A 23,380-nucleotide genomic window follows, 5' to 3' on the forward strand; every position below is an offset into this window, starting at 1 on the left:
GCGGCCGGGTCCGTCACCAGCTGAAGTCGGCCGCGTTCTCGGCATCGACCGTGCGCACGTCGATTGGCACCTCGGTCGGTACCACGCGCGCGCCCCAGTACTGGGCCAGCGCCATGCCCAGGCCCACGCGGACCTGGTCGCGCGGGAACTGCGCGGTGGTCTGGATGAACGGGCCGCCGTCGGCGATGGCCTTGACCGCCTCGGGGGCGCCGTCGACCGAGGTCAGCTTGATGTCGCGGCCCGACCCCTGGATCGCGGCCAGCGCACCCATCGCACCGCCGTCGTTGACCGAGAAGATGCCGGCCAGATTCTGGTGCGACTGGATCATGTTCTCGACCACGCCCAGGGCGACGGACCGGTCCTGGCGGCCGTTCTGGGTGTCGACCAGGGTGATGCCCTCGTGCTCGGCCAGGGCCTCCTTGCAGCCCTCGACGCGCTGCAGGATCGGCACGACCGGGATGCCGTCCAGGATGGCGACCTCTCCCTGGCCGCCCAGGGCCTCGGCCAGATAGGCGCAGGACTGATAGCCCGCGTCGCGGTTCTTGGAGCCCACGAAGGTGTCGACCGGGCCGTTGGCGTTGGCGTCGACCGCGACCACGATCACGCCCTGGTCCTTGGCCATGCGCACCGCCGATTCGACGCCCGCGCTGTCGGTGGGGTTCAGCAGCAGGATGTCGATCCCCTGCTGCAGCATGTCCTCGACGTCCGAGATCTGCTTGGCCACGTCATGGCCCGCGTCGGTCACGATGACCTCGGCGCCGATCTGGGCGGCGGCCTCGTTCAGGGCCTCCTGCATGGACACGAAATAGGGGTTGTTCATCTCCTGGAACGTCATGCCGATCTTCAGCGTGTCGTCCTGGGCGGCGGCAAGGCCGGCCGAGGCGACAAAGCCCAGCGCGGCGGCGGATACGGTCTTGAGCAAGGTATTCATCATAGTCCTCCCTTCGATGTGCAGTCGGCAGTCCCCCTCCGGTCGCGGCCCGCATGGGGAACCGCGTCGCGCAGGGTATGGGGTGGTGTGGCGGGTTCAGCTGGCCATGCGGATCGTCTGGTTGGCGGCGAAGGTCGCGCGGAATTCCGACGGCGACATCTTCTTCAGCTTGAGGAAATGGCGGTTGAAGTTCGACAGGTTCGAAAAGCCCACGTCAAAGCAGATATCGGCGACCTTGGCGTCGGGGTCCGACAGCAGCATGTGACAGGCCAGGTCGATCCGCATCTGGTTGCGATAGCGGACCAGCGTGGTCCCGGTATGGCGCTTGAACGACCGCGAGAACGCGCTTTGGCTCTGTCCGGTCAGGTCGGCCAGTTCCGTTTCGCTGACCGCGTCCAGCAGGTTTTCCCGCAGATGGCCCAAGGCGCGGTTCATGTCCGATTCCTCGGCCCGCTGCATGTCCATGACAAAGCTCAGGCTGGCCAGCGTCTGCGCCTTGGGCGCCGTCGCCAGCAGGTCCAGGATCTGGAAGAACAGCCCCAGCCGGCGCACGCCGCGCGCGTCGATCAGCTTGCCCATCAGCGGCATCACCGCACGCGAGGTGTCGTCGTCGAACAGCAGGCCCCGGCGGCTGCGCTCCAGCAGGTGCCGGGCGGATTCCAGCTCGGGGAATGCCCCGCGGGCGGCCTCGATGAAGCTTTCGGGGAACTGGATGACCTTGGTGCGGCAGGGCACGATCTGTCCGGGGCGGATGTCGCTGATCCAGTTCTGGGGCAGGTTCGGCCCGGTCATGATCAGCTGGCCGGGCCCGAATTCGCCGACATGGTCGCCGATATAGAACTTACCCGAGGTCGCCACGACCAGGTGGATCTCGTATTCCGGATGGAAGTGCCAGCGAACCGTGCGGAAGGGATAGCCGTGCTGCCACGCGGCAAAGGATTCACCCTTGCGGATATGGACCAGTTCCAGATCTGGCTGCATCGCGTTCCCCCTCTCCGCGCCAGCACGGCCCGCTGCTGCGATGCCGGCCCTCCAAGGCGCTGGACCTTTGCTAGCACGGGTGGTCGGGACGCGGCCACGACGGCACGGCGAATCTTCAGATACTTTTTTGACACCGGATGCCGAAAAATCATCATGTCAGCGGGACGGGAACCGCGGCATGAAAATGCTGCCATGCAGCATGGCCGCGCGACTGGCGCCTTGCCCGATGGGAAATGGCTGCAACCCAAGGCTGCAGCCATTCCAAAACGCCGGGGCGGCGGTCATACTTTTCAGGCGCGTTTCAGTCCGGCATGCGGATCTGGATCTTGACGTCGGTGTCGCGCGCCTCGACCGCGCGGTCGAAGGCGGCGATGCTGTCCGCGAACGGGATCGTGGCCGAGATCAGCGGCGACAGGTCGACCTTGCCCGCAGCGATCAGCGATATCGCACGGTCATAGACGTTGGCATAGCGGAACACCGTCTCGATGCGCAGCTCCTTGGCCTGCAGGCCGACGATGTCGACCGGCACTGGATCGACCGGCATGCCAACCAGCACGACCGTGCCGCCCGGACGCGCCAGCGCCGGCAGGCCCAGGATCGCGGGGGCCGCCCCGGAACATTCGAAGACGACGTCCGCACCCCATCCATCGGTGGCCTCGGCGATCGCCTTGGCTGCGGGGGTGGTGCGGATGTTGACGGTCTCGATGCCCGGATAGGCGCCGATGATGTCCAGCTTGGGCTGAGCCAGATCCGCGACCAGCACCTTGGCGCAGCCCCCCGCCAGCGCCGCCAGCGCGGTCATCATGCCGATGGGCCCGGCGCCGGTGACCAAGCCGATGTCGCCCGGCTGGATGCGTGCCCGCAGCGCGGCCTGCATGCCGATCGCAAAGGGCTCGACCATCGCGCCCTGCGCGAAGGAGACCTGGTCGGGCAGCCGGTAGGTATAGGCCGCCGGATGCACGACCTGCGGCGTCAGGCAGCCATGCACGGGCGGGGTGGCCCAGAACCGCACCGCCGGATCGACGTTGTAGATGCCCAGCTTGGCCGCGCGCGAGGTCGCATCGGGAATGCCGGGCTCCATGCAGACCCTGTCGCCGGGCTTCAGGTGCGTGACCTGGGCGCCCACCTCGACCACGGTGCCCGATGCCTCGTGCCCCAGGACCATCGGCTGCTCGACCACGAAGGGGCCGATCTTGCCGTGGGTATAGTAATGCACGTCCGACCCGCAGATGCCGACCGTATGGACCGCGATGCGCACGTCGGTGGGCGACAGGTCCTGATCCAGCGCGATGTCGCGCAGCGCCAGCTGACCCTTGTGTTCCAGTACCAGTGATGTCGCCATGTCGTCCCCTCCGATGTTGCGATCCGCTGCCGACAGAACGCCGGGCGCGCAGCGGTGTAAATCCGTCCAGTGGCCGTCGGGCCATGAAATCTGCGGGAACGGAAAAAAACTATCACCGCAACGATGGGCAGGGATGTTAAAAAACGTGACTTATTGAGATAAATTGTTGCATTGCGCGCGCGTTTGTGACTGACTGCGCCCCAATCTGATCAGGGAGAAGCACAGATGTCCGTCCCGTCCCGCTATCGAGTATGCGTCGTAGGCCTTGGGTCCATGGGCATGGGGGCGGCGCTGTCCTGCCTGCGTGCCGGACTGACCACCAGCGGCATCGACCTGGATGCGGGGCGTCGTGACGCCTTTGCGGCCCAGGGGGCCGAGGGCGTGGCGGATGGCGTCGCGGGCCTCGGCGGCGATTTCGACGCGGTGATCGTGCTGGTCGTGAACGGTGCGCAGGCGCGTCAGGTGATCCTGGGGCAGGGGGGCGTGGCCGACCGCATCGCGCCCGGCGGCGCGATCATGGTCAGCTGCACCCAGTCGGCGGATGATGCGCGCGCCTTGGGCGCGGATCTGGCGGCGCGGGGGGTGCTGATGCTGGACGCGCCGGTCTCGGGCGGGGCGGCCAAGGCCGCGCAGGGGGCGATGACGGTCATGGCCTCGGGGCCGGATGCGGCTTTCGACGCGCTGGCCCCGGTGCTGGAGGCGGTGGCCGCCAAGACCTATCGCATCGGGCCTGACATCGGGCAGGGTGCCACGGTCAAGGTCATCCACCAGCTGCTGGCGGGCGTGCATATCGCGGTGGGCGCCGAGGCGATGGCCCTGGCCGCCCGCGCGGGCATCCCGCTGGACACGATGTATGACGTTGTGACCAACGCCGCCGGCAATTCCTGGATGTTCGAGAACCGGATGAAGCATGTGGTCGATGGCGACTACACCCCGACCTCGGCGGTGGACATCTTCGTCAAGGATCTGGGGCTTGTGACGGAAACCGGGCGCGCCCTGGGGTTCCCGCTGCCCCTGGCCTCGACTGCCTTCGCGATGTTCCAGCAGGCCTCCAACATGGGCCATGGGCGTGAGGATGACAGCGCAGTGATCAAGACCTTCTCGGGCATCACCCTGCCGGAGGGGAAGGCATGAAGATCGGCGTCATCGCGGATGATTTCACGGGCGCGACCGATATCGCCGGGTTCCTGGTCGCGGGCGGGCTGACCACCACGCAGATGATCGGCGTGCCGGACGCCGACGCGCAGGTCGATGCCGATGCGGTGGTGATCTCTCTGAAAAGCCGGTCGAACCCGGCGGCGGAGGCCGTGGGCGACAGCCTGGCCGCGCTGGACTGGCTCAGGGCGCGGGGCTGCGCGCAGATCTATCAGAAATACTGCTCGACCTTCGACTCGACGGCCGAGGGCAATATCGGCCCGGTGGCCGATGCGCTGATGGCGGCCCTTGGCACCGACATCACGGTGATCTGCCCGGCGCTGCCGGTGAACGGGCGGTCGGTCTATCTGGGCCATCTGTTCGTGGGGCAGGACCTGCTGCAGGATTCGGGCATGCGCGATCACCCGATCACGCCGATGCGCGACAGCAGCCTGATCCGGCTGATGGAGGGGCAGGCCCAGGGCCGTTGCGGGCTGGTCGATGCGGCGACCGTCGATCAGGGGCCGCAGTCCGTGCGCGACCGCATCGCGGCGCTGCGGGCCGAGGGGGTGCGCTACGTCGTGCTGGACGCGATCAGCGACGCGCATCTGGCGACCCTGGGACAGGCCGTGGCGGACATGGCGCTGGTCACCGGCGGGTCGGGGCTGGGACACGGCATCGCGCGGGCGGTGTCGGGCGGGGCCGATGCCCAGGCCCAGGACGCGGGCGCGCCGCTGGCGGGGCCGGCGGTGGTGATCTCGGGGTCCTGTTCCGTGATGACCAACCGGCAGGTCGCGGCCTATCGCGCACTGGCGCCGACGCTGGACGTGGATGTGGACCGCTGCCTGGCGGATGCCGACGCCTATGGCGCCGAACTGGCCGAATGGGTGCTGGCGCAGCCGCAGGGCCGCGCGCCGATGATCACCGCGACCGCCGATCCGGCCCGCCTGCGCGAGATCCAGGGACAGCATGGCGCCGCGGCGTCCGAGGCGGTCGAGCGCACCTTCGCCGCCGCCGCCGCGCGTCTGGCTGAAGGCGGCATCACCCGCTTCATCGTTGCGGGAGGAGAGACCTCTGGGTCCGTCACGCAGGCGCTGAAGGTCACTGGCTTTGCCATCGGGCCGCAGATCGCGCCCGGCGTGCCGTGGGTCCGGGCGGTGGACAAGCCGCTGTCGCTGGCGCTGAAATCCGGCAATTTCGGGGCCGAGACCTTCTTCACCGACGCGCAGGAGGTCCGCCCATGAGCGCCGCCGACCGCATGGTGCTGCTGTGCCGCAGCCTGTTCGATCGCGGCTATTCCGTGGGCGGGGCGGGGAACGTGTCGGTCCGCAATCCTGATGGCGGCTTCACCGTGACCCCCACGGGCAGCAGCCTGGGCCGCCTGTCGGCCGATGCGCTGTCGGTGATCGGCGCGGATGGCGAGCCGCTGCCGGGCCCGAAGCCCTCCAAGGAATTCGCCTTCCACCGCGCGCTGTACGATGTGCGGCCGCAGGCGGGGGCGATCGTGCATCTGCATTCGACCTATCTGACGGCGCTGTCCTGCCTGGAGGGGCTGCCGCGCGACAACGCGATCCGGCCCTTCACCCCCTATTACGTCATGCGCATCGGGCACATGCCGGTCATCCCCTATTCCCGCCCCGGATCGCCGCAGATCGGGCTGGACCTGGCCGCCGCGGCGCAGGGCAGCAGCGCGCAGGCCTTCCTGCTGGCCTCCCACGGGGTCGTCGTGCTGGGCCGCGACATCGACGATGCCGTGAACAATGCCGAGGAGCTGGAGGAGACCGCCAAGCTGCAGTTCATCCTGCGCGGTGAAAAGCTGCATTACCTGACTGAGGCCGAGATCGCCGAACTGGGCGGAGGATACTGACATGACCCGCATTGCCGCGAACCTCTCGATGCTGTTCACCGACGCGCCCTTTCTGGACCGGTTCGACCGGGCGGGGGCCGCGGGCTTCGACACGGTCGAGTTCCTGTTTCCCTATGACCACCCCATCGAGGTGGTGAAGACCCGGCTGGACCGCAACGGGTTGCGTCTGTCGCTGATCAACGCGCCCGCGGGCGATTGGGCGGCGGGAGAGAGGGGCTTTGCCGCGCGTCCAGGAAAGCGAACCGAGTTCCGCGCCAGCGTGGAGCAGGCGATCACCTATGCCACGGGCCTGGGTTGTCCGCGCATCCACGTGATGTCCGGGATCACCGCCGATGAACCCGACCGCGCCGCCTGCGAGGCGGTCTGGACCGAAAACCTGCGCGAGGCCGCCGACATGGCCGCGGCGGCCGGCCTGTTCATCAGCATCGAGCCGTTGAACAGCCGCGACGTGCCGGGATACTTCATCGCCCATCAGGACCCGACGCTGGCCCTGATCGAACGCCTGGGCCGTCGCAACGTGCTGCTGCAGTTCGACGTCTATCACACCCAGATCATGGACGGCGACATCATCCGCCGGATCGAGCGGTTGAAGGGCGCCTATGGCCATGTCCAGATCGCGGGCGTTCCCGACCGGCACGAACCCGACACGGGCGAGCTGAACTATGCCGAGATCTTCGCGGCCTTCGACCGGACCGGGTTCGAGGGGCCCTTGGGTTGCGAATACAACCCGCGCGGCCGGACCGAGGACGGTCTGGGCTGGGCCGCGCCCTATCTGCGCGCGGTGCCATGATCCCGGCCGAACGCCAGCAGTTCATCCTGTCCTGCCTGGCCGAACGCGACATCGTCAGCATCGCCGACCTGGTGGACCGCCTGGGCGTGTCGCACATGACCGTGCGCCGCGACATCCAGGCGCTGGAGGAGGCGGGGCGCGTGTCCTCGGTCACCGGCGGCGTGCGCCTGTCGCGGAGGTTGGCGCAGGAGCTGCCGCATCTGCAGAAGGCCGCGATGAACACCGGGGCCAAGCGCGCGGTGGGGCAGGCGGCGGCCGATCTGGTCCGCGACGGCATGGTGATCTATCTGGACGCGGGCACGACGCTGTTGGAACTGGCGCGCCAGATCGCCGGGCGGCGGGGGCTGACGGTGGTCACGAACGACTTCGTCATCTGCGCCTGGCTGTCCACGCATTCGGACTGCACGCTTTATCACAGCGGCGGGCTGGTCGAACGCGCGAACCAGTCCTGCGTGGGCGGGGCGGCCTCCGAGGCGCTGGCGCGGTTCAACTATGACATCGCCTTCATCTCGACCTCGTCCTGGACAGTGGCGGGGCTGAGTTCGCCCTCCGAGGCCAAGGGCCCGGTCAAGCGCGTCGCGGTCGATCGCGCGCGGCGCGCCGTGCTGGTGTCGGATTCGACAAAATACGGCGCGGTGGCGGCGATGAACATCCTGCCCGTCTCGGTTTTCGACACGGTCGTGACCGATGCGGGCATCGACGCAGGCGCGGCGGACGCGCTGCGCGAGATGGGGGTGCAGGTGATCCTGGCCCCCGACCTGAAGGGAGAGAGCCTATGACCATCGTTGTGACCGGCGGCGCCGGTTTTCTGGGCGAGCGCCTGATCGCGGCCCTGCTGAAGGACGGCGCGGAACGCATCGTGTCGCTGGACCGCGTGGCCTGCCCGGTCGATGACGCGCGGGTGGAGAGCCTGGTCGGCTCCATCGACGACGCGGATGCCGTGGCCCGCGCGCTGTCGGGGGGCGCGGAGACGGTCTATCACTTGGCCGCCGTGCTGTCGGGCCAGTCCGAGGAGGATTTCGACACCGGCCTGCACATCAACGTCGACGCCACGCGCCTGCTGCTGGAGGCCTGCCGCAAGCTGGACCGCGCGCCGCGCTTCGTCTTCACCAGCTCGCTGGCCGTCTTCGGCGGAGAGATGCCGCAGATCGTGCCGCCGACCATGGCGCTGATGCCCCAGTCCTCCTATGGCTGCGGCAAGGCCATCGGCGAACTGCTGGTCAGCGAATACAGCCGCAAGGGCTTCGTCGACGGGCTGACCGTGCGCCTGCCCACGATCTGCGTGCGCCCCGGCGCGCCCAATTCGGCGGCCTCCAGCTTTGTGTCGGGGATCATCCGCGAACCGGTTGCGGGGCAGGCGTCGGAATGCCCGGTGCCGCTGGATACGCGGCTGTGGATCAGCTCTCCGGGCGTGGCGGTCACGAATCTGGTCCGCGCGGGCCGCATCCCCGCCGCCGATCTGGGCATCAACCGCGTCATGGACCTGCCGGGCATCACCGCGACCCCGGCCCAGATGCTGGACAGCCTTGAGCGGCTGGTGGGCACCGAGGCCCGCGCCCGCGTGGCCCTGACCCGCGATGCGCGCGTCGAGGCCATCGTCTGCAGCTGGCCCGGCGCCTTCGACGTGACCCGCGCGCGCGCCCTGGGCTTTGACGCTGATACCGATTTCGACGCGATCCTGACGCAGTTTCTGGCCGATCGCTGAGCGTTTTCAACTGGAGGCGCCCCATGCCGGGCGCAGTGGAGGAGTAACCCATGGCTGAACCCGGAATGGAGTTCCAGCTGATCGCAGGACTTGGCTTTGCCATCTTCCTGCTGATCTTCCTGGTCGTGAAGACCAAGGTCCACGCGATCATCGCGCTGGTCATCGCCGCGTCCGTGTCGGGCCTGATCGGCGGCATGATGCCCGCCGAGGTGATCAATTCGATCACCACCGGTTTCGGCCGCACGCTGTCCACCATCGGCCTGGTCATTGGCTTCGGCGTGATGATGGGCCGCATCCTGGAGGTGTCGGGCGCGGCCGAGCAGATGGCCTATTCGCTGATCCGCTGGGTCGGGAAGAAGCGCGAGGACTGGGCGATGGTCCTGACGGGCTATATCGTGTCGATCCCGATCTTCTGCGACAGCGCCTTCGTGATCCTGTCGCCGCTGGTCAAGGCGCTGGCGCGGTCGTCGGGCAAGTCGGTGCTGACGCTTGGCATCGCGCTGGCGGGCGGGCTGATGCTGACCCACCATGCCGTGCCGCCGACCCCCGGCCCCCTGGGCGTCGCGGGCATCTATGGCGTCGATCTGGGGCTGATGATCCTGTGGGGCATCGTCTTCACGATCCCCGGCATGGCGGTCATCGTCTTCTATGCCCGCGCCATGGGCCCCCGGATCGAGCGGATGATCCAGACCGACACCGGCGAGGACCTCTCGGCCGCCTATCGTCAGTTCGAGGAGGCCGTGGACGACCGCCAGAAGGTCCTGCCGTCCCTGGGCCTGTCAGTGCTGCCGCTGCTGCTGCCGATCGTGCTGATCTTCCTGAACACCATCGCCACGGCGGTCGTGCGCACCTCGGGCGACCCGGCGCTGGAGACGAACCTGCTGGTGCAGGCGATGTCCTTCTTCGGCAACCCGGTGATCGCGGTGGCCATCGGCCTTCTGGTGTCGATCTATACCCTGCTGCCCGGCCGTCCGCGCGACGAGGTGCTGGGCTACATGGAGCAGGGCGTCGAAAGCGCGGGCATCATCCTGCTGGTGACCGGTGCGGGCGGGGCCCTGGGCTCGGTCCTGCGCGATTCGGGCGCGGGCGACGTGATCGGCCAGGCGGTGGCGGGTCTTGCCATCCCGGCGGTGCTGATCCCCTTCGTGATCAGCTCTCTGGTGCGCCTGATCCAGGGTTCGGGCACGGTCGCGATGATCACGGGCGCGTCGATCTCGGCGCCGATCCTGATGAACATGCCGGACGTGAACATGGTCTTTGCCGCCCAGGCCGCGGCCATCGGGTCGATGGTCTTCGGCTATTTCAACGACAGCTACTTCTGGGTCATCAACCGGATGCTGGGCGTCAAGCAGGCCAAGCACCAGATGCTGCTGTGGTCGGTGCCGACCACGCTGGCCTGGGGATCGTCGCTGGCCATGCTGTTGATCTGCAACGCGCTGTTCGGCTAGGGTCGGATCGCTGCCGCACGGTCGACCTTGATCGTGCGGCAAACACTTCCTTAATGGAACCGAAGGTCGCCCTTCGTGTTGCGCTGACGCGCCGCATGGCGGGGCAGCAGCAAAAGGGACGGCGGGACAACATGGATGCTTCGAGTGATCGGCTGGCCCGTCCGGGATGGAACTGCTGGCGGGTCGAACAATCGGGGCGGTTCGCTTTCATCGCCGATGCCGACGAATATTTCCGTGCCGTGCGCCAGGCCATGCTGCAGGCGCGCCATTCGATCCTGATGATCGGTTGGGACTTCGACGCCCGCATCCACCTGGGCGACGCCGCGGACGGCGGCCCCCCGGCCTTGGGCGATTTCGTGATGTGGCTGGCCCGCCGCCGCCCCACGCTGCACGTGCGCCTGCTGCGGTGGGACACCGGTGCCTTCAAGGCGATGTTCCGGGGCAGCACGCTGTTGACGATCCTGCGCTGGAAGATGCATCCGCGCATCACGCTGCGCCTGGACGGCAAGCACCCGCTGGCCAGTTCGCATCACCACAAGATCGTCGTCATCGACGACTGCCTGGCCTTCTGCGGCGGCATCGACATGACCGAGGGCCGGTGGGACACGCGCGAACACAAGGACGACGATCCGCGCCGCACCAGCGCCAGCGGCAAGCTGATGAAGCCCTGGCACGACGCGACCAGCGCCTTTGACGGACCCGCCGCGCGGGCGATGGGCGATCTGGCCCGCGACCGCTGGCGCATCGCCTGCGGCGAGGAGCTGTCGGCGGTCAGCGACGCGTCGGGATGCTGGCCCGACGCAATCAAGCCCACGTTCCGCGACGTGGCGCTGGCCATCGCGCGGACCCGCCCGGACATTCCCGACGTCCAGCCGGCCTACGAGGTCGAGCAGATGTATCTGGACCTGATCGCGCGGGCGAAACGGGTCATCTATGCCGAAAGTCAGTATTTCGCATCCCGCCGCATCGCCCAGGCCATCGCCAAGCGCCTGGCCGAGGACGATCCCCCCGAGATCGTCATCATCAACCCGGTCAGCGCCCAAGGCTGGCTGGAGCCGATGGCGATGGACACCGCCCGCGCCCAGCTGGTCGAGGCGCTGCGCAAGCTGGACCATCGCGACCGGCTGCGCATCTATCACCCGGTGACCGATGCGGGTGCCGAGATCTATGTCCATGCCAAGGTGACGATCGTCGACGACACCTATCTGCGGGTCGGGTCGTCGAACTTCAACAACCGCTCGATGCGGCTGGACACGGAATGCGACGTGATGCTGGCCGCCGAACGTCCGGGCGCCGAGGCGACGCGCGCCACGATCACCGCGCTGCGCGACGACCTGCTGGCGGAACATCTGGCGATGACGCCCGATCAGGTCACGCAGGGCATCAAGGAACATGGCAGCCTGATCGCGATGATCGATGCCAATCGCGGCACGCAGGGGCAGGGCCGTACCCTGATCCCCTATGAGATCCCCGAGTTGAGCGGCTTTGAGGCCTGGCTGGCCGAGAACGAGATCCTGGACCCCGAGGGGCCCGACAAGATCTTTGAGCCTTTGGGCAAGCGCAAGGGCCTGATCCGTCGCTGGCACTGGCCCAAGCGCCTGAAATGGCGCCGGCGCAAGTCGGCCTAGTCCTGGTCGGGCCCCGTGGGCAGCCCCTTGCTGAGCCCGGACACGCTGATCCCGTTCAGCAGCCCCGCATCGATGGCCTTGCGGATCGCATGGGGGTTGTCCTCGACCCCCAGGGCGGTGCGCGCCATGCGCAGCCGATAGCGCAGCGCGGTGCGCGAGATGCCAAGCGCCTCGCAGGCCTGGTCATAGGTCATGCCGCAGGCGATCGCCTCCAGCGCGTCGACCAGGATCGGGCGCAGCGAGGCGGTGCGGTCGACCATGTCATGCGCCCGTTTCAGCAGGTCGGCCATGCTGGCGATCTCGGCATCCGTGAACTCGCGCTCGCCATGGGACGCCCCGATATAGGACCGCGATTCGGCCGGGCCGTAGGACAGTGCCGCGCCATAGGTCAGGCCGTGGTCGCGCGCCTGGCCCATCACGTTCAGCGGATCGGGCAGCAGGCAGGTCAGGGCACTCCACCGGATCTGGCCCTCGTTCAGGACGCACCACATGACCATCGGGTCGCCGACGCCCAGATTGCAGCGGGTATAGGTCTGGATCCACTGCGAGGGATAGGTCGACACGCGCCTGACCGGGCGCGAATAGCGGATATGCAACCCCAGGGTGAAGCCGCGGGGTGCCAGTACCGACAGGGCATCGTCGATCTGGGCAAGGGCGTGCACGGACATCCGGAAGACACCTGGAACAGCGAAAACGACACAGGGTGAACAGATTTGTTCGCCCATTTAAGAGCAGCCGGCGGGTACGGCAAGGGGGGCTTTCCTGACTGTCGTTGCAGCGGGGCAACATAGCCTTACGGGGCTATAGTCCCGCGGGGTCATTTGCCCTTATGCGATGTCTTGCGCACGTCGTGCCTGTCGGGACGGTTAGCGGGCGCTATGCCCTCATTTCAGTCATGTCAGGACGCCCCTTCGGGGGTGTCCTTTTTTTCATGTCCGACGCGGGCTTGCGCCCGGCGGGGGGATCGCTAGCCTGCGCCCGAAATCGCAAACAGGGAAGTGGTCCGATGGAACGTGTGAAACTGGGCGGCAGCGCGGTCGAGGTCAGCCGGATCTGCCTGGGGACGATGACCTTCGGCAACCAGACCGCCGAGGCGGAGGCCCATGCGCAGATGGATGCCGCGCTGGAGGTCGCGATGACCTTCATGGACTGCGCCGAGATGTATCCCGTGAACCCCGTCCGCCGCGAGACGGTCGGCCTGTCCGAGGAGATCATCGGGCGCTGGCTGGCGCGGACCGGCAACCGCGACCGGGTCGAGATCGCGACCAAGATCACCGGACCCAGCCAGATGGTCCGCGACGGGGCGCCGTTCGACGGGGCGACGGTCACGGCCTGCATCGACGCCTCGCTGCGCCGGCTGCAGACGGACCGGATCGACCTTTATCAGCTGCACTGGCCGGTGCGCGGATCGTATGGGTTCCGGCAGAACTGGGCCTTCGATCCGTCGGGCCAGGACAAGGCGCAGACGCTGGCGCATATGCGCGACGTGCTGGGCGCGCTGTCGGATGCGGTCGATGCGGGCAAGATCCGCGCCGTGGGCCTGTCGAACGAATCGGCCTGGGGCCTGACGCGGTGGTGCGACGTGGCCGATGAGATCGGCGGGCCGCGGATGGCCGCGATCCAGAACGAGTATTCGCCGCTTTATCGTCTCTACGACACCGATCTGGCCGAGGTCGCGGTGAACGAGGACGTCACGCTGCTGTCCTATTCGCCGCTGGCGGCGGGCCTGCTGACCGGGAAATACGCCTCGGGCGCGATGCCCGAGGGCAGCCGCGCGGCGGTCGACAAGGCCACCGGCGGGCAGGGCAACCTGGGTGGGCGCAAGACCGACCGCGGCGTGGACGCGGCCGAGGCCTATGGCCGCCTGGCGGCGGAGCATGGCTGGGACGTGGTGCATATGGTCATAGCCTGGCAGCTGACGCGCCCCTTCAAGGTGGTGCCGATCATCGGTGCCACGACGATGGATCAGCTGCGCCATCTGATCGCGGGTCTGGACCGGGATCTGCCCGACGAGCTGCGTCGCGGGATCGAGCGCCTGCACCGCGCCCACCCGCTGCCCTATTGATGTGAACCCGACCGTCTCTATCTTACCGACAGGACGGATGAACACGAAGGACCAGGCATGGCAGGCGATCCCTATGCAGCACTCGGCGTGTCGCGAAGCGCCAGTGCCGATGAGATCAAGAAGGCCTATCGGCGCATCGCGAAGACCGATCACCCGGACCTGAACCAGGATCCGGCCGCCGCCAAGCGGTTCGCGGCGGCCTCGGCGGCCTATGACCTGCTGAAGGATGCCGACCAGCGCCGCCGCTTTGACGCGGGCGAGATCAATGCCCAGGGCCAGGAACAGGCACCCCGCTGGCAGGGTCGCCCGGGGGCGGGCGGCAACCCGTTCGGCGACACGCCTGGCCATGGCGGCGATCCGGACCTGTCGGATGTCTTTGCCGACCTGTTCGGACAGCGCGCCTCTCCGCGGGGCGGCGGCGGTTTTGGCGGGTTCGGGGGCTTTGGCGGGTTCGGCGGCGGGCGTGCGTCCGACATGCGCGGCCAGGACCTTCGGGTGGCGCTGCAGGTGGATTTCCTGACCGCGGTCCGCGGCGGGCGCAATCGCATCACCCTGCCGCAGGGCGGCACGCTGGAAGTCACCATCCCCAAGGGCGTGCGCGACGGCCAGGTGATCCGCCTGCGCGGCAAGGGCGAACCCGGCATCGGCCGCGGAGAGCCCGGCGACGCCTATCTTGAGGTTCGGGTCGCCGAGCATCCCCAGTTCACGCGCGACGGAGACGACATCCACCTGATCCTGCCGATCAGCCTGGACGAGGCGGTGCTGGGCGGCAAGGTCGCGGCCCCGACCATCGACGGGCCCGTCAACCTGACCATCCCGCGGGGCGCGACGTCGGGGCAGCGGCTGCGGCTGCGGGGGCGCGGCGTGAACGGCGGCGATCAGCATGTCGAGCTGCGCATCGCCATGCCGGCCAAGGTGGACGCCAAGCTGGCGGCGTTCTTCGAGGAATGGCGGCGCGAGAACGCCTATGACCCGCGGCGGGGCATGTCCGAGGCGTCCTGACGCGCGGGCAGCACGGCCATGATGCGGGCGCGGGCATCGGGGGTCATGCGGCCCCAGGCCGCGATCTCGGCCAGGGTGCGGTGGCAGCCGAGACACAGGTCGCGGTCCGCGTCGATGCGGCACAGCTTGATGCAGGGGCTTTCGATCATCGGCGGCTGTCTTTCTGAGGCGCGGAGCAGGGTTCGGGTCGCGGGGGACGGGCCGTGCGAAGCCCGGCCCGGACGCTGCCGCTTGGCCCATGGCCGCGCTGCCGCGCGGCGGTCGCACCCTTATCCATGGGTCGCGATGTGGCGCAGGCGGTCCAAGGCACCCTGCAGGATGTAGCCCGCGGCGACCTGGTCGATGACCTCGGCCCGGCGCTTGCGCGAGGTGTCGCCCTCTAGGAGGGCGCGTTCGGCGGCGACCGTGGAGAGGCGTTCGTCCCAGTAGGCGATGGGCAGGTCGGTCAGCCGGGTCATGTTGCGCGCAAAGGCGCGGGTGGCCTGGGCGCGCGGCCCCTCGGAGCCGTCCATGTTGCGCGGCAGGCCCAGGACCAGCCCGGCCAGCCCCCGGTCCGCGATCAGCGTCAGCAGCGCCTGCGCATCCTGGGTGAACTTGGTGCGGCGGATCGTGGTGATGGGGGACGCCACGCCCCGCATGCCGTCGCTGACGGCGACGCCGATGGTCTTGGTGCCCAGGTCCAGCCCGGCCAGCGCGCCGAAGCGGGGCAGGGCGGCGGCGAAATCGGTCATGTCCTCGTGGATCATCCGTCCAGCCCCGCTTCGGTCGCGGCCCGTTCGATCGGGGCCAGGGCGTCGGGGGCGCTGCCGAAACGCTGGCGGGCCTCGGTCAGGATCGCGGTCGCCTGGTCGCGCTGGTCCAGCATCGCCAGCGCCGCGATCAGCCGCGCCCATTCCTCGGGAGAGCCGCCCTGCGTCGCCAGGCGCTGCTGCAGGCGGTCGACCATGTCCTGGATCATGCGGGCACGATCCTCGGGGGACAGGTTCTCGGCCGCGGCCAGGGCGTCGGCATCGGGGCCGGGCAGGTCCGCGGCGGGGGGTGCCGGCGCGCGGTATTCGTCATCGCCCGCCAGCCAGGCCAGATCCTGGATCGCGGCGCGGATCGGGGCGATCCAGGGCGCACCCTCGGGGCCTTCATCCAGCAGGTCGCGCCACAGCGGAAAGGCCCGATCGGGGCGGCCGTTCTGGATCAGCAGGACGCCCTGCAGATAGCGGGCCTGCGGCTGCGTGGGGTCCAGCGTCAGGGCGCGCCGCAGGACGGCCTCGGCCTCGGGGGTGACGACGCCCCCTGCGGCATCGACCATCAGCGTGGCCAGCTGCATCAGCTGGACGGCATCGGCCTGATCGCCGCGCAGGTCGACCAGCCGCTGCTGGGCCGCGCGGGCAGCGGCCAGGTTGCCCAGGCGCATCTCGTTGCTGGCCAGCAGCGCAAGACCCTGCTGGTCGTCCGGGTTGCGCCCGACGGCGTCGCGCAGCTGGTCGATCATCGCCAGGTATTCGGGATCGGCCTGCGACAGGTCGGGCGCGGGACGGGCGGGGGCCGCCGCCTCGGCCTCGGCCTGGGTGGGGCGGTCGCGATAGGCGGCGTCGGCGGCGGCAAAGCGTTCGGCCAGCGGCATGTCGGGGGCGCCCGGCACCCCCTCGCGCAGATACAGCGCCACGGCACCGGCCAGCATCGCGACCAGCGCGACCGCGGGCCAGAGCGCGCGGCCGCCGCGCGTGGCAGGGGCCGACAGCGCGGCGCGACGGTCGGCGTCCAGCACCTTGCGCCCGATCTCGGCGCGCAGGCGCTGCGCGTCGTCGGGGCCGATTACGCCGCGGTCCAGGTCGCGTTCGACCTCGGCCAGTTGGTCGCGATAGACGCGCAGGTCGTAGGCCGCGGCAGGGGCGGCGCCCCCGCGGCCCCGCCGCAGGGGCGACAGGATGGCAAGGGCCGTGATGGCCGTCAGGGCGGCAGCCAGGATCCAGAACATGCGTCACCTCCGGTTGGCCCCGTTCCTAGCGCGGATGGCGGCGGACCGAAAGCGCGCTGCGACAGGGCTGTCCGAATGTCGCATGTCGCATTTCGCCGCGATCTGCCGCAAGCCGCCTTGAGGGTCGGGCCCGCCGCAGCCATGGTGCAGGCAACCCGTTTCCTGAGAGGCACCATGCCCGAAGCCCCCCGCGCCCGACGCTATTCCGTCTTTGCCATCGCCCGCGAGGCGCTGCGTCAGCACAAGGGCTGGACGCGGGCCTGGGCCAGCCCGGAACCGAAATCGCGCTACAAGGTGATCGTGGTCGGTGCGGGCGGGCACGGGCTGGCGACGGCCTATTACTTGGGCAAGAACTTCGGCATCACCGACGTCGCGGTGATCGAGAAGGGCTGGCTGGGCGGCGGCAACACGGGTCGCAACACGACCATCATCCGATCAAACTATCTGCAGGACCCATCGGCGGCGATCTATGAGAAGTCGCGCAGCCTGTACGAAACCCTGTCCCAGGACCTGAACTACAACATCATGTTCAGCCCGCGCGGGCTGATCATGCTGGCCCAGACCGAGCACGAGATCCGCGGCTACAAGCGCACCGTCTATGCCAACAACCTGCAGGGCGTTCAGACCGAATGGCTGGACCCCCAGCAGCTGAAGGCCAAGGTGCCGATCATCAACCTGGACGGGCCGCGCTATCCGGTGCTGGGCGGCCTCTATCAGGCCCGCGGCGGAACTGCGCGCCATGACGCGGTGGCCTGGGGCTATGCGCGGGCCTGTTCCGACATGGGCATGCACATCATCCAGAACTGCGAGGTGACCGGGGTCGAGACCGAGGGCGGCCAGGTCCGCGCCGTCAACACCTCCAAGGGGCGCATCGGCTGCGACAAGCTGGCGATCGTGGTCGCGGGCCATTCCAGCCAGCTGGCGGCCATGGCCGGGTTCCGCCTGCCCATCGAAAGCGTCGCGCTGCAGGCGCTGGTCAGCGAACCGATCAAGCCCTGCATGGACGTGGTCGTGATGGCCAACACCGTCCACGGCTACATGTCGCAATCCGACAAGGGAGAGATGGTGATCGGCGGCGGCACCGACGGGTTCAACAACTTTACCCAGCGCGGCTCTTGGCAGCATGTCGAGGAAACCGTCCGCGCCCTGATCGAGACCTTCCCCATGATCAGCCGCCTGAAGATGCTGCGCCAATGGGGCGGCATCGTCGACATGACCGGCGACCGGTCCCCGATCCTGTCGTCGACCCCGGTGGGCGGCATCTTCGTGAACTGCGGGTGGGGCACCGGCGGGTTCAAGGCGATCCCCGGTTCCGGCTGGGCGATGGCCGAGCTGGTCGCCAAGGGAACGCCGGGTCCGCTGGCCGCCGATTTCGGGCTGAACCGGTTCCGCGAGGGCCGGTTCATCGACGAATCGGTCGCCGCCGGCGTCGCGCATTAGGCGAGGGCGCGCCGATGTTTTCCCGCGACGGAACCCCGGACGCCATCCGCGAATTGCCTTGCCATGACAGGTCCGACCGAAAGGGTTCATCATGGCTGACCGCAACAACAATGGCCTCTACTTCATCGTCGGCGGCATCGTCGTCGTCGTTGCACTGCTGTTCTTCTTCATGTCAGGCGAACCGACCGGCGTTGCCACGACCGACCCGGTCGAAGGCGACACGACCAACATCAGCGTCGACACGCCAGCGGCCGAACCTGCGGCCGACGCCCCTGCCGTCTCTGTCGAAACCGACAGCCCCGCGGCCGTCGACGCCCCTGCCGAACCGGCAACCCCGGCTCCGGCCAACTGATGCCCTGACGCGCGGGACGGCCCTGTCGTCCCGCGCGACCATGGGGGTCCGGGGGCGGTCGGCCCCCGGCCTGCGTCCGACGGCATGTCGGACAGACGGTACCGCCGGCTTGCGCCGCTGCGGTGCCTTTTCGCATCCGCAACTCTCGCACCCCAAGGAAGCCCGATGCTGATCCTGACCTGTCCCTATTGCGGTGTGAACGCCGAGGAAACCGAACTGCATCCCGGCGGAGAGGCGCACCTGGCCCGCATCGGCCCGAACGGCACCGACGAAGAGTTCGAAAGCTACCTGTTCGCGCGCAAGAACGCCAAGGGCGTGCATTTTGAACGCTGGCGCCATGCCTATGGCTGCGGCAAGTGGTTCCTGGCCGCGCGCTGCACCGCCACGCTGCAGGTGTTCGGAACCTACAGGGCGCAGACGCCCCATCCCCCTGCCCAGATCGTGGAGGCGATCCGCAAGGTCCGCCCCGACTGGACACCCGACTGGACCCCCGCCGAAGGCATCGCCGAATGACCCACACGCCCCCCTTCCGACTGCCCGCCGGTGGCCGCCGCATCGACCGTGCCTGGCAGGTGCCGTTCCGCTTTGACGGCCGCCACCTGCGCGGGCTGACCGGCGACACCATCGCCTCGGCGCTTCTGGCCAACGGCCAGATGCTGATGGGCCGGTCCTTCAAGTATCACCGCCCACGCGGTCCCCTGGCCTCGGGCGCCGAGGAGCCGAACGCGCTGCTGGGCCTGGGCCAGGGCGGCCGGTTCGAACCGAACCAGCGCGCCACCACCACGCCCCTGACCCACGGCATGGTCACGCGCAGCCAGAACTGCTGGCCCAGCCTGGATGCCGATGTGGGCGCGGTGAACAACTGGTTGTCGCCGGTCTTTCCGGCAGGCTTCTACTACAAGACGTTCATCCATCCGCGCCCCTTCTGGAAGCACCTGTTCGAACCGATCATCCGCCGCAGCGCGGGCCTGGGCCGGGCACCGACCGACCCCGATCCGGACCGCTATGAACAGGCCTACGGCTTTGCCGAAACTGTCGTGGTCGGCGGTGGCATCGCGGGCCTGACCGCCGCACGCGACGCGGCCGAGGCGGGCGGCACCGTGCTGGTTCTGGAACAGGGCGCCCATTGGGGCGGGCGCACGCCCACCGACCACGACGGCGGACAGGCCGCCATCGACGCGCTGCTGGCCGACCTGCAAGGCCGTGACACCGTCACGCTGCGCCGCAACACCATGGCCACCGGCCTTTACGACCACGGCTATCTGATCGCGCGGGAATCGCTGGCCGATCACGACCCGAACCAGGGCATTCCCCGCCAGCGCCTGTGGCGCATCCGGGCGGGCCGGGTGATCGCTGCGACCGGCGCGCTGGAGCGTCCCTTGTCCTTTGCCTGCAACGACGTGCCGGGCGTGATGCTGGCCAGCGCCGTCCGCGATTTCATCACCGATTACGCCGTGGCACCGGGGCGGCGCATCGTCGTGGTCACGAACAACGACGACGCCTATCGCACCGCCCTGACGGCCCATGCCGCAGGGCTGGAGGTGCCGGCCATCGTCGATGCCCGTCCCACCGCCGACGGGGCGCTGCCCCAGGCTGCGCGGGCCGCGGGCATCACTGTCCTGACCGGCACGGCCGTCGCCAAGGTCAAGGGGGGCAAGCATGTCGAGGGAGTGGTGCTGTGCGACCACCAAGGCGACGGCGCGCCGCGCCAGACCGTCGATTGCGACGTGGTGGCCATGTCGGGCGGCTGGTCGCCGGTCGTGCACCTCTATTCGCATTGCGGCGGCAAGCTGACCTGGGACGAGGCGCAATCGATGTTCCGCCCCGACCCCGACCGCCCGCCCCTGGGTGCGGACGGGCAGGGCAACGTGACCGTCGCGGGGGCCGCCAATGGCGATCTGCACTGCGCCGGCGACTTGGAAAGCCCTGCGGGTGCGACCATGCCCGTCTGGGTCATGCCCGCCCGCGCGCCCTACAAGCTGCGCGCCAAGATGTGGCTGGATTTCCAGAACGACGTGAAGGTCACCGATGTCGAACTGGCGGCCCAAGAGGGCTATGCCAGCGTCGAGCACACCAAGCGCTATACCACGCTTGGCATGGCGACCGACCAGGGCAAGCTGTCCAACATCAACGGCTTGGCGGTGCTGTCCAACGCGCTGAACCAGCCCATCCAGGCGACCGGCACCACCACGTTCCGCCCGCCCTACACGCCGCTGACCCTGGCCACCATCGCGGCCGAGGCCAAGGACGAGGCGTTCCAGCCGCTGCGCAAGACGCCGATCCACACATGGCACGACCGCAACGGCGCCAGCTGGGAGCCGGTGGGCCACTGGCGCCGCCCCTATGCCTATCCCCGCGCGACCGAGGATCGCCACGCCGCCGTCAACCGCGAGATCCTGGCAGTGCGGGCGGGCGTCGGCACGCTGGACGCATCGACCCTGGGCAAGATCATCGTCAAGGGGCCCGATGCCGGGCGGTTCCTGGACATGCTGTACACCAACATGATGTCCACCCTGCCGGTCGGCAAATGCCGCTATGGCCTGATGTGCAACGAGAACGGTTTCCTGATGGATGACGGCGTCGTGGCGCGCCTGTCCGACGACACCTGGCTGTGTCACACCACCACCGGCGGCGCGGACCGCATCCATGGGCACATGGAGGACTGGCTGCAATGCGAATGGTGGGACTGGAAGGTCTATACCGCCAACCTGACCGAACAGTTCGCACAGATCGCCGTGGCCGGACCCAAGGCCCGCGCCCTGCTGGAACGCCTGCCGGGCAGCATCGATCTGTCGGCCGAGGCGCTGCCCTTCATGCAATGGGCCGAAGGCGACATCGCGGGCATCCCCGCCCGCATCTTCCGCATCAGCTTCTCGGGCGAGCTCAGCTATGAGATCGCGGTGCCCGCCAATCGCGGGCTGGAGCTGTGGGAGCGGCTGCACGAGGTCGGCCGCGATCTGGGCATCACCCCCTACGGGACCGAGGCCATGCATGTGATGCGCGCCGAAAAGGGCTTCATCATGATCGGGGACGAGACCGACGGCACCATCATCCCCCAGGATCTGGGGCTGGACTGGGCGATATCCAAAAAGAAGGCCGACTATATCGGCAAGCGCGCCCAACGCCGCAGCCACATGACCGACGGCACCCGCTGGAAGCTGGTGGGGCTGGAGAGCCTGTCCGGCAAGGTCATACCCGACGGCGCCTATGCGGTCGCCGACGGCACGAACGGCAACGGTCAGCGCAAGACCCAGGGGCGCGTCACCTCCAGCTATCACTCGCCGACGCTGGACAAGCCCATCGCGATGGGCCTGGTCCGCCACGGTCCTGCCCGCATGGGGCAGGTCCTGGATTTCCCGATGCCGGACGGTGCGGTGATGCAGGCGCGGATCGTCGATCCGGTCTTCTACGACAAGGAAGGAAGCCGTCAGAATGGCTGAAGCGCTGGCTACCATCACCCCCGTCTCGGGCCTGGGCATGATCACCATCCGGGCCGATCTGGACCGCGCGGGCGACGCCCTGGCCGAGGCCGCGGGCCTGGCGATCCCCGACGCGACCGGCACCGTGACCGACGGCAGCCGCACCCTGGCGTGGATGTCGCCGGACGAGCTGTTGCTGATCCTGCCCGCATCGGACCTTTCCGGCGCGCTGTCGGACCTGACGCAGGCGCTGACGGGTGAACACGGGCTGGTGGCCGACGTGTCGGATGCCCGTGCGGTCTTTGACGTGACGGGCCCCCATGCCGCGGACGTGATCGCGAAACTGGCCCCGGTCGATGCCGCGGTCCTGCCGTCGGGCGTCTTGCGCCGCACGCGCATGGCGCAGACCGCCGCGGCCTTCTGGCGGGTAGACGGCGGGTTCCGCGTGATCGGCTTTCGCTCGACGGCGGATTACCTGTCGCTGATCCTGACCAATGCGGCCATGCCGGGCAGCCAGCTGGCGCCGCGCTGACCACCTTGGCGCAGGGGGGGATCGGAACCCCGGTCCACCCCTTGCGTTGGTCCCCCGAATGCGCGACCGTTCGCGCCGAGCCGAACCAACCCTTTCGAAAGGACCGCAAAATGGCCTTCACCCTTCCCGATCTTCCCTATTCGCATGATGCCCTGGAAGCCGGCGGCATGTCGCGCGAGACGCTGGAGTATCACCACGACAAGCACCACAACGCCTATGTCACCAAGTTGAACGAGCTGGTGGCCGGGACCGAGTGGGAAGGCAAGTCGCTGGAAGATATCGTCAAGGGCACCTATCAGAAGGGCGCCGTGGCGCAGAACGGCATCTTCAACAATGCCAGCCAGCATTGGAACCACGCCCAGTTCTGGGAGATGATGGGCCCGAACCCCGGCCCGATGCCCGCCAACCTGGAAGCCGCGATCAAGGACAGCTTCGGTTCGGTCGAGGAGTTCAAGAAGAAGTTCGCCGAGGCTGGCGTCGGCCAGTTCGGGTCGGGCTGGGTCTGGCTGGTCAAGAATGCCGACGGCAAGCTGGAGATCACCAAGACTGAGAACGGCGTGAACCCGCTGTGCACCGGTCAGACGGCGCTGCTGGGCTGCGACGTGTGGGAGCACAGCTACTACATCGACTTCCGCAACGCGCGCCCCAAGTACCTGGAGAACTTCCTGGACAAGCTGGTGAACTGGGAGAACGTCGCCTCGCGCATGTGAGGTCGGACGCATCGATCGAAAGGCCCGCCCCTTGTGGCGGGCCTTTTGCGTGGCGCCCGCGC

General features: G+C 68.5%; 23 protein-coding genes. 16 read left to right on the forward strand and 7 right to left on the reverse strand.

Annotated features, from left to right (window positions below; genetic code table 11):
* Positions 1-13: 13 nt before the first annotated feature.
* The 3 genes from SY26_RS15630 to SY26_RS15640 form a co-directional block, all read right to left on the reverse strand.
* Entirely contained in the window at positions 14-931 is a 918-nt protein-coding gene (locus tag SY26_RS15630; RefSeq protein WP_046001452.1) for an ABC transporter substrate-binding protein, read from the reverse strand.
* Between the two features lie 96 nt (positions 932-1,027).
* On the reverse strand, positions 1,028-1,912 hold the full coding sequence (locus SY26_RS15635) for an AraC family transcriptional regulator (RefSeq protein WP_045983349.1): 885 nt from the start codon (positions 1,910-1,912) through the stop codon (positions 1,028-1,030).
* Positions 1,913-2,213: 301 nt separating this feature from the next.
* Positions 2,214-3,254: an NAD(P)-dependent alcohol dehydrogenase gene (locus tag SY26_RS15640; protein WP_046001283.1), complete on the reverse strand. Its 1,041-nt coding sequence runs from the start codon at positions 3,252-3,254 to the stop codon at positions 2,214-2,216.
* A gap of 225 nt (positions 3,255-3,479) precedes the next feature.
* Between SY26_RS15640 and ltnD the strand changes: the two genes are divergently transcribed.
* From ltnD to SY26_RS15680, 8 genes are all read left to right on the forward strand, one after another.
* Positions 3,480-4,388: an L-threonate dehydrogenase gene (ltnD, locus tag SY26_RS15645; RefSeq protein ID WP_046001284.1), complete on the forward strand. Its 909-nt coding sequence runs from the start codon at positions 3,480-3,482 to the stop codon at positions 4,386-4,388.
* Positions 4,385-5,632, forward strand: coding sequence for a 3-oxo-tetronate kinase (otnK, locus tag SY26_RS15650; protein ID WP_046001285.1), 1,248 nt, complete (start codon positions 4,385-4,387; stop codon positions 5,630-5,632). Before ltnD ends, otnK begins: the two co-directional genes overlap by 4 nt.
* Positions 5,629-6,255 (forward strand): aldolase, encoded by a 627-nt coding sequence (locus SY26_RS15655; RefSeq protein ID WP_046001286.1) that lies wholly within the window; start codon positions 5,629-5,631, stop codon positions 6,253-6,255. The genes otnK and SY26_RS15655 overlap by 4 nt, the downstream gene beginning before the upstream one ends.
* Position 6,256: 1 nt before the next feature.
* Positions 6,257-7,045: a 2-oxo-tetronate isomerase gene (gene otnI, locus SY26_RS15660; protein ID WP_046001287.1), complete on the forward strand. Its 789-nt coding sequence runs from the start codon at positions 6,257-6,259 to the stop codon at positions 7,043-7,045.
* Entirely contained in the window at positions 7,042-7,824 is a 783-nt protein-coding gene (locus SY26_RS15665; protein WP_046001288.1) for a DeoR/GlpR family DNA-binding transcription regulator, read from the forward strand. The genes otnI and SY26_RS15665 overlap by 4 nt, the downstream gene beginning before the upstream one ends.
* Positions 7,821-8,750: a D-erythronate dehydrogenase gene (gene denD / locus SY26_RS15670; RefSeq protein ID WP_046001289.1), complete on the forward strand. Its 930-nt coding sequence runs from the start codon at positions 7,821-7,823 to the stop codon at positions 8,748-8,750. Before SY26_RS15665 ends, denD begins: the two co-directional genes overlap by 4 nt.
* 50 nt (positions 8,751-8,800) lie before the next feature.
* Positions 8,801-10,198: a GntP family permease gene (locus tag SY26_RS15675; protein WP_198143191.1), complete on the forward strand. Its 1,398-nt coding sequence runs from the start codon at positions 8,801-8,803 to the stop codon at positions 10,196-10,198.
* 131 nt (positions 10,199-10,329) lie between these two features.
* Positions 10,330-11,826, forward strand: a complete 1,497-nt coding sequence (locus SY26_RS15680; protein WP_045983364.1) for a phospholipase D-like domain-containing protein — start codon at positions 10,330-10,332, stop codon at positions 11,824-11,826.
* Here the strand turns inward: SY26_RS15680 and SY26_RS15685 are convergent.
* Entirely contained in the window at positions 11,823-12,494 is a 672-nt protein-coding gene (locus SY26_RS15685) for an autoinducer binding domain-containing protein (protein ID WP_046001291.1), read from the reverse strand. The genes SY26_RS15680 and SY26_RS15685 overlap by 4 nt on opposite strands.
* A gap of 338 nt (positions 12,495-12,832) precedes the next feature.
* Between SY26_RS15685 and SY26_RS15690 the strand changes: the two genes are divergently transcribed.
* Entirely contained in the window at positions 12,833-13,891 is a 1,059-nt protein-coding gene (locus SY26_RS15690; RefSeq protein ID WP_046001292.1) for an aldo/keto reductase, read from the forward strand.
* A gap of 57 nt (positions 13,892-13,948) precedes the next feature.
* Complete coding sequence (locus SY26_RS15695) at positions 13,949-14,893, forward strand: DnaJ C-terminal domain-containing protein (RefSeq protein WP_046001293.1); 945 nt, start codon at positions 13,949-13,951, stop codon at positions 14,891-14,893.
* Here SY26_RS15695 and SY26_RS15700 read toward each other — a convergent pair.
* The 3 genes from SY26_RS15700 to ccmI all read right to left on the reverse strand — a co-directional run bounded on the left by SY26_RS15700 (position 14,857) and on the right by ccmI (position 16,865).
* Entirely contained in the window at positions 14,857-15,042 is a 186-nt protein-coding gene (locus tag SY26_RS15700) for a DUF1289 domain-containing protein (protein ID WP_046001294.1), read from the reverse strand. The two genes, SY26_RS15695 and SY26_RS15700, sit on opposite strands and share 37 nt — an antisense overlap.
* Positions 15,043-15,162: 120 nt before the next feature.
* A complete protein-coding gene (ruvX, locus tag SY26_RS15705) occupies positions 15,163-15,639 on the reverse strand; it encodes a Holliday junction resolvase RuvX (RefSeq protein ID WP_045983362.1) in 477 nt (158 codons plus the stop codon).
* The gene (ccmI, locus tag SY26_RS15710; protein ID WP_046001295.1) at positions 15,636-16,865 is read right to left on the reverse strand and encodes a c-type cytochrome biogenesis protein CcmI; all 1,230 of its coding nucleotides are present in this window, start codon (positions 16,863-16,865) and stop codon (positions 15,636-15,638) included. Before ccmI ends, ruvX begins: the two co-directional genes overlap by 4 nt.
* A gap of 174 nt (positions 16,866-17,039) precedes the next feature.
* On the opposite strand from ccmI, the gene SY26_RS15715 reads away from it, so the two are divergent.
* The 6 genes from SY26_RS15715 (at position 17,040) to SY26_RS15740 (ending at position 23,318) form a co-directional block, all read left to right on the forward strand.
* A complete protein-coding gene (locus tag SY26_RS15715) occupies positions 17,040-18,305 on the forward strand; it encodes a sarcosine oxidase subunit beta family protein (protein ID WP_084693896.1) in 1,266 nt (421 codons plus the stop codon).
* A 91-nt stretch (positions 18,306-18,396) separates the two neighbouring features.
* Positions 18,397-18,657, forward strand: a complete 261-nt coding sequence (locus SY26_RS15720) for a hypothetical protein (RefSeq protein ID WP_046001296.1) — start codon at positions 18,397-18,399, stop codon at positions 18,655-18,657.
* A 165-nt stretch (positions 18,658-18,822) separates the two neighbouring features.
* Positions 18,823-19,170, forward strand: coding sequence for a sarcosine oxidase subunit delta (locus tag SY26_RS15725; RefSeq protein WP_046001297.1), 348 nt, complete (start codon positions 18,823-18,825; stop codon positions 19,168-19,170).
* Positions 19,167-22,097 carry a sarcosine oxidase subunit alpha family protein gene (locus tag SY26_RS15730; RefSeq protein WP_046001298.1) on the forward strand — a complete coding sequence of 977 codons (2,931 nt, stop codon included), beginning with the start codon at positions 19,167-19,169 and terminating at the stop codon, positions 22,095-22,097. The genes SY26_RS15725 and SY26_RS15730 overlap by 4 nt, the downstream gene beginning before the upstream one ends.
* Entirely contained in the window at positions 22,090-22,608 is a 519-nt protein-coding gene (locus SY26_RS15735) for a sarcosine oxidase subunit gamma (protein WP_046001299.1), read from the forward strand. The genes SY26_RS15730 and SY26_RS15735 overlap by 8 nt, the downstream gene beginning before the upstream one ends.
* A gap of 110 nt (positions 22,609-22,718) precedes the next feature.
* The gene (locus SY26_RS15740) at positions 22,719-23,318 is read left to right on the forward strand and encodes a superoxide dismutase (protein ID WP_045983614.1); all 600 of its coding nucleotides are present in this window, start codon (positions 22,719-22,721) and stop codon (positions 23,316-23,318) included.
* The last annotated feature ends 62 nt before the right edge of the window (positions 23,319-23,380 follow it).

This window comes from Paracoccus sp. 228 (genome assembly GCF_000967825.1).
GTDB lineage: Bacteria > Pseudomonadota > Alphaproteobacteria > Rhodobacterales > Rhodobacteraceae > Paracoccus > Paracoccus marcusii.

Excerpts from the sequence above, each read along its gene's own strand:
- ruvX (WP_045983362.1), bottom strand. The coding sequence starts at position 15,639 with ATGATCCACGAGGACATGACCGATTTCGCCGCCGCCCTGCCCCGCTTC.
- denD (WP_046001289.1), top strand. The coding sequence starts at position 7,821 with ATGACCATCGTTGTGACCGGCGGCGCCGGTTTTCTGGGCGAGCGCCTG.
- SY26_RS15720 (WP_046001296.1), top strand. The coding sequence starts at position 18,397 with ATGGCTGACCGCAACAACAATGGCCTCTACTTCATCGTCGGCGGCATC.
- SY26_RS15730 (WP_046001298.1), top strand. The coding sequence starts at position 19,167 with ATGACCCACACGCCCCCCTTCCGACTGCCCGCCGGTGGCCGCCGCATC.
- ltnD (WP_046001284.1), top strand. The coding sequence starts at position 3,480 with ATGTCCGTCCCGTCCCGCTATCGAGTATGCGTCGTAGGCCTTGGGTCC.
- SY26_RS15665 (WP_046001288.1), top strand. The coding sequence starts at position 7,042 with ATGATCCCGGCCGAACGCCAGCAGTTCATCCTGTCCTGCCTGGCCGAA.
- SY26_RS15675 (WP_198143191.1), top strand. The coding sequence starts at position 8,801 with ATGGCTGAACCCGGAATGGAGTTCCAGCTGATCGCAGGACTTGGCTTT.
- SY26_RS15690 (WP_046001292.1), top strand. The coding sequence starts at position 12,833 with ATGGAACGTGTGAAACTGGGCGGCAGCGCGGTCGAGGTCAGCCGGATC.
- SY26_RS15630 (WP_046001452.1), bottom strand. The coding sequence starts at position 931 with ATGAATACCTTGCTCAAGACCGTATCCGCCGCCGCGCTGGGCTTTGTC.
- SY26_RS15640 (WP_046001283.1), bottom strand. The coding sequence starts at position 3,254 with ATGGCGACATCACTGGTACTGGAACACAAGGGTCAGCTGGCGCTGCGC.
- SY26_RS15695 (WP_046001293.1), top strand. The coding sequence starts at position 13,949 with ATGGCAGGCGATCCCTATGCAGCACTCGGCGTGTCGCGAAGCGCCAGT.
- SY26_RS15685 (WP_046001291.1), bottom strand. The coding sequence starts at position 12,494 with ATGTCCGTGCACGCCCTTGCCCAGATCGACGATGCCCTGTCGGTACTG.
- SY26_RS15680 (WP_045983364.1), top strand. The coding sequence starts at position 10,330 with ATGGATGCTTCGAGTGATCGGCTGGCCCGTCCGGGATGGAACTGCTGG.
- otnI (WP_046001287.1), top strand. The coding sequence starts at position 6,257 with ATGACCCGCATTGCCGCGAACCTCTCGATGCTGTTCACCGACGCGCCC.
- SY26_RS15725 (WP_046001297.1), top strand. The coding sequence starts at position 18,823 with ATGCTGATCCTGACCTGTCCCTATTGCGGTGTGAACGCCGAGGAAACC.
- SY26_RS15740 (WP_045983614.1), top strand. The coding sequence starts at position 22,719 with ATGGCCTTCACCCTTCCCGATCTTCCCTATTCGCATGATGCCCTGGAA.
- SY26_RS15635 (WP_045983349.1), bottom strand. The coding sequence starts at position 1,912 with ATGCAGCCAGATCTGGAACTGGTCCATATCCGCAAGGGTGAATCCTTT.
- SY26_RS15715 (WP_084693896.1), top strand. The coding sequence starts at position 17,040 with ATGCCCGAAGCCCCCCGCGCCCGACGCTATTCCGTCTTTGCCATCGCC.
- otnK (WP_046001285.1), top strand. The coding sequence starts at position 4,385 with ATGAAGATCGGCGTCATCGCGGATGATTTCACGGGCGCGACCGATATC.
- SY26_RS15700 (WP_046001294.1), bottom strand. The coding sequence starts at position 15,042 with ATGATCGAAAGCCCCTGCATCAAGCTGTGCCGCATCGACGCGGACCGC.
- SY26_RS15735 (WP_046001299.1), top strand. The coding sequence starts at position 22,090 with ATGGCTGAAGCGCTGGCTACCATCACCCCCGTCTCGGGCCTGGGCATG.
- ccmI (WP_046001295.1), bottom strand. The coding sequence starts at position 16,865 with ATGTTCTGGATCCTGGCTGCCGCCCTGACGGCCATCACGGCCCTTGCC.
- SY26_RS15655 (WP_046001286.1), top strand. The coding sequence starts at position 5,629 with ATGAGCGCCGCCGACCGCATGGTGCTGCTGTGCCGCAGCCTGTTCGAT.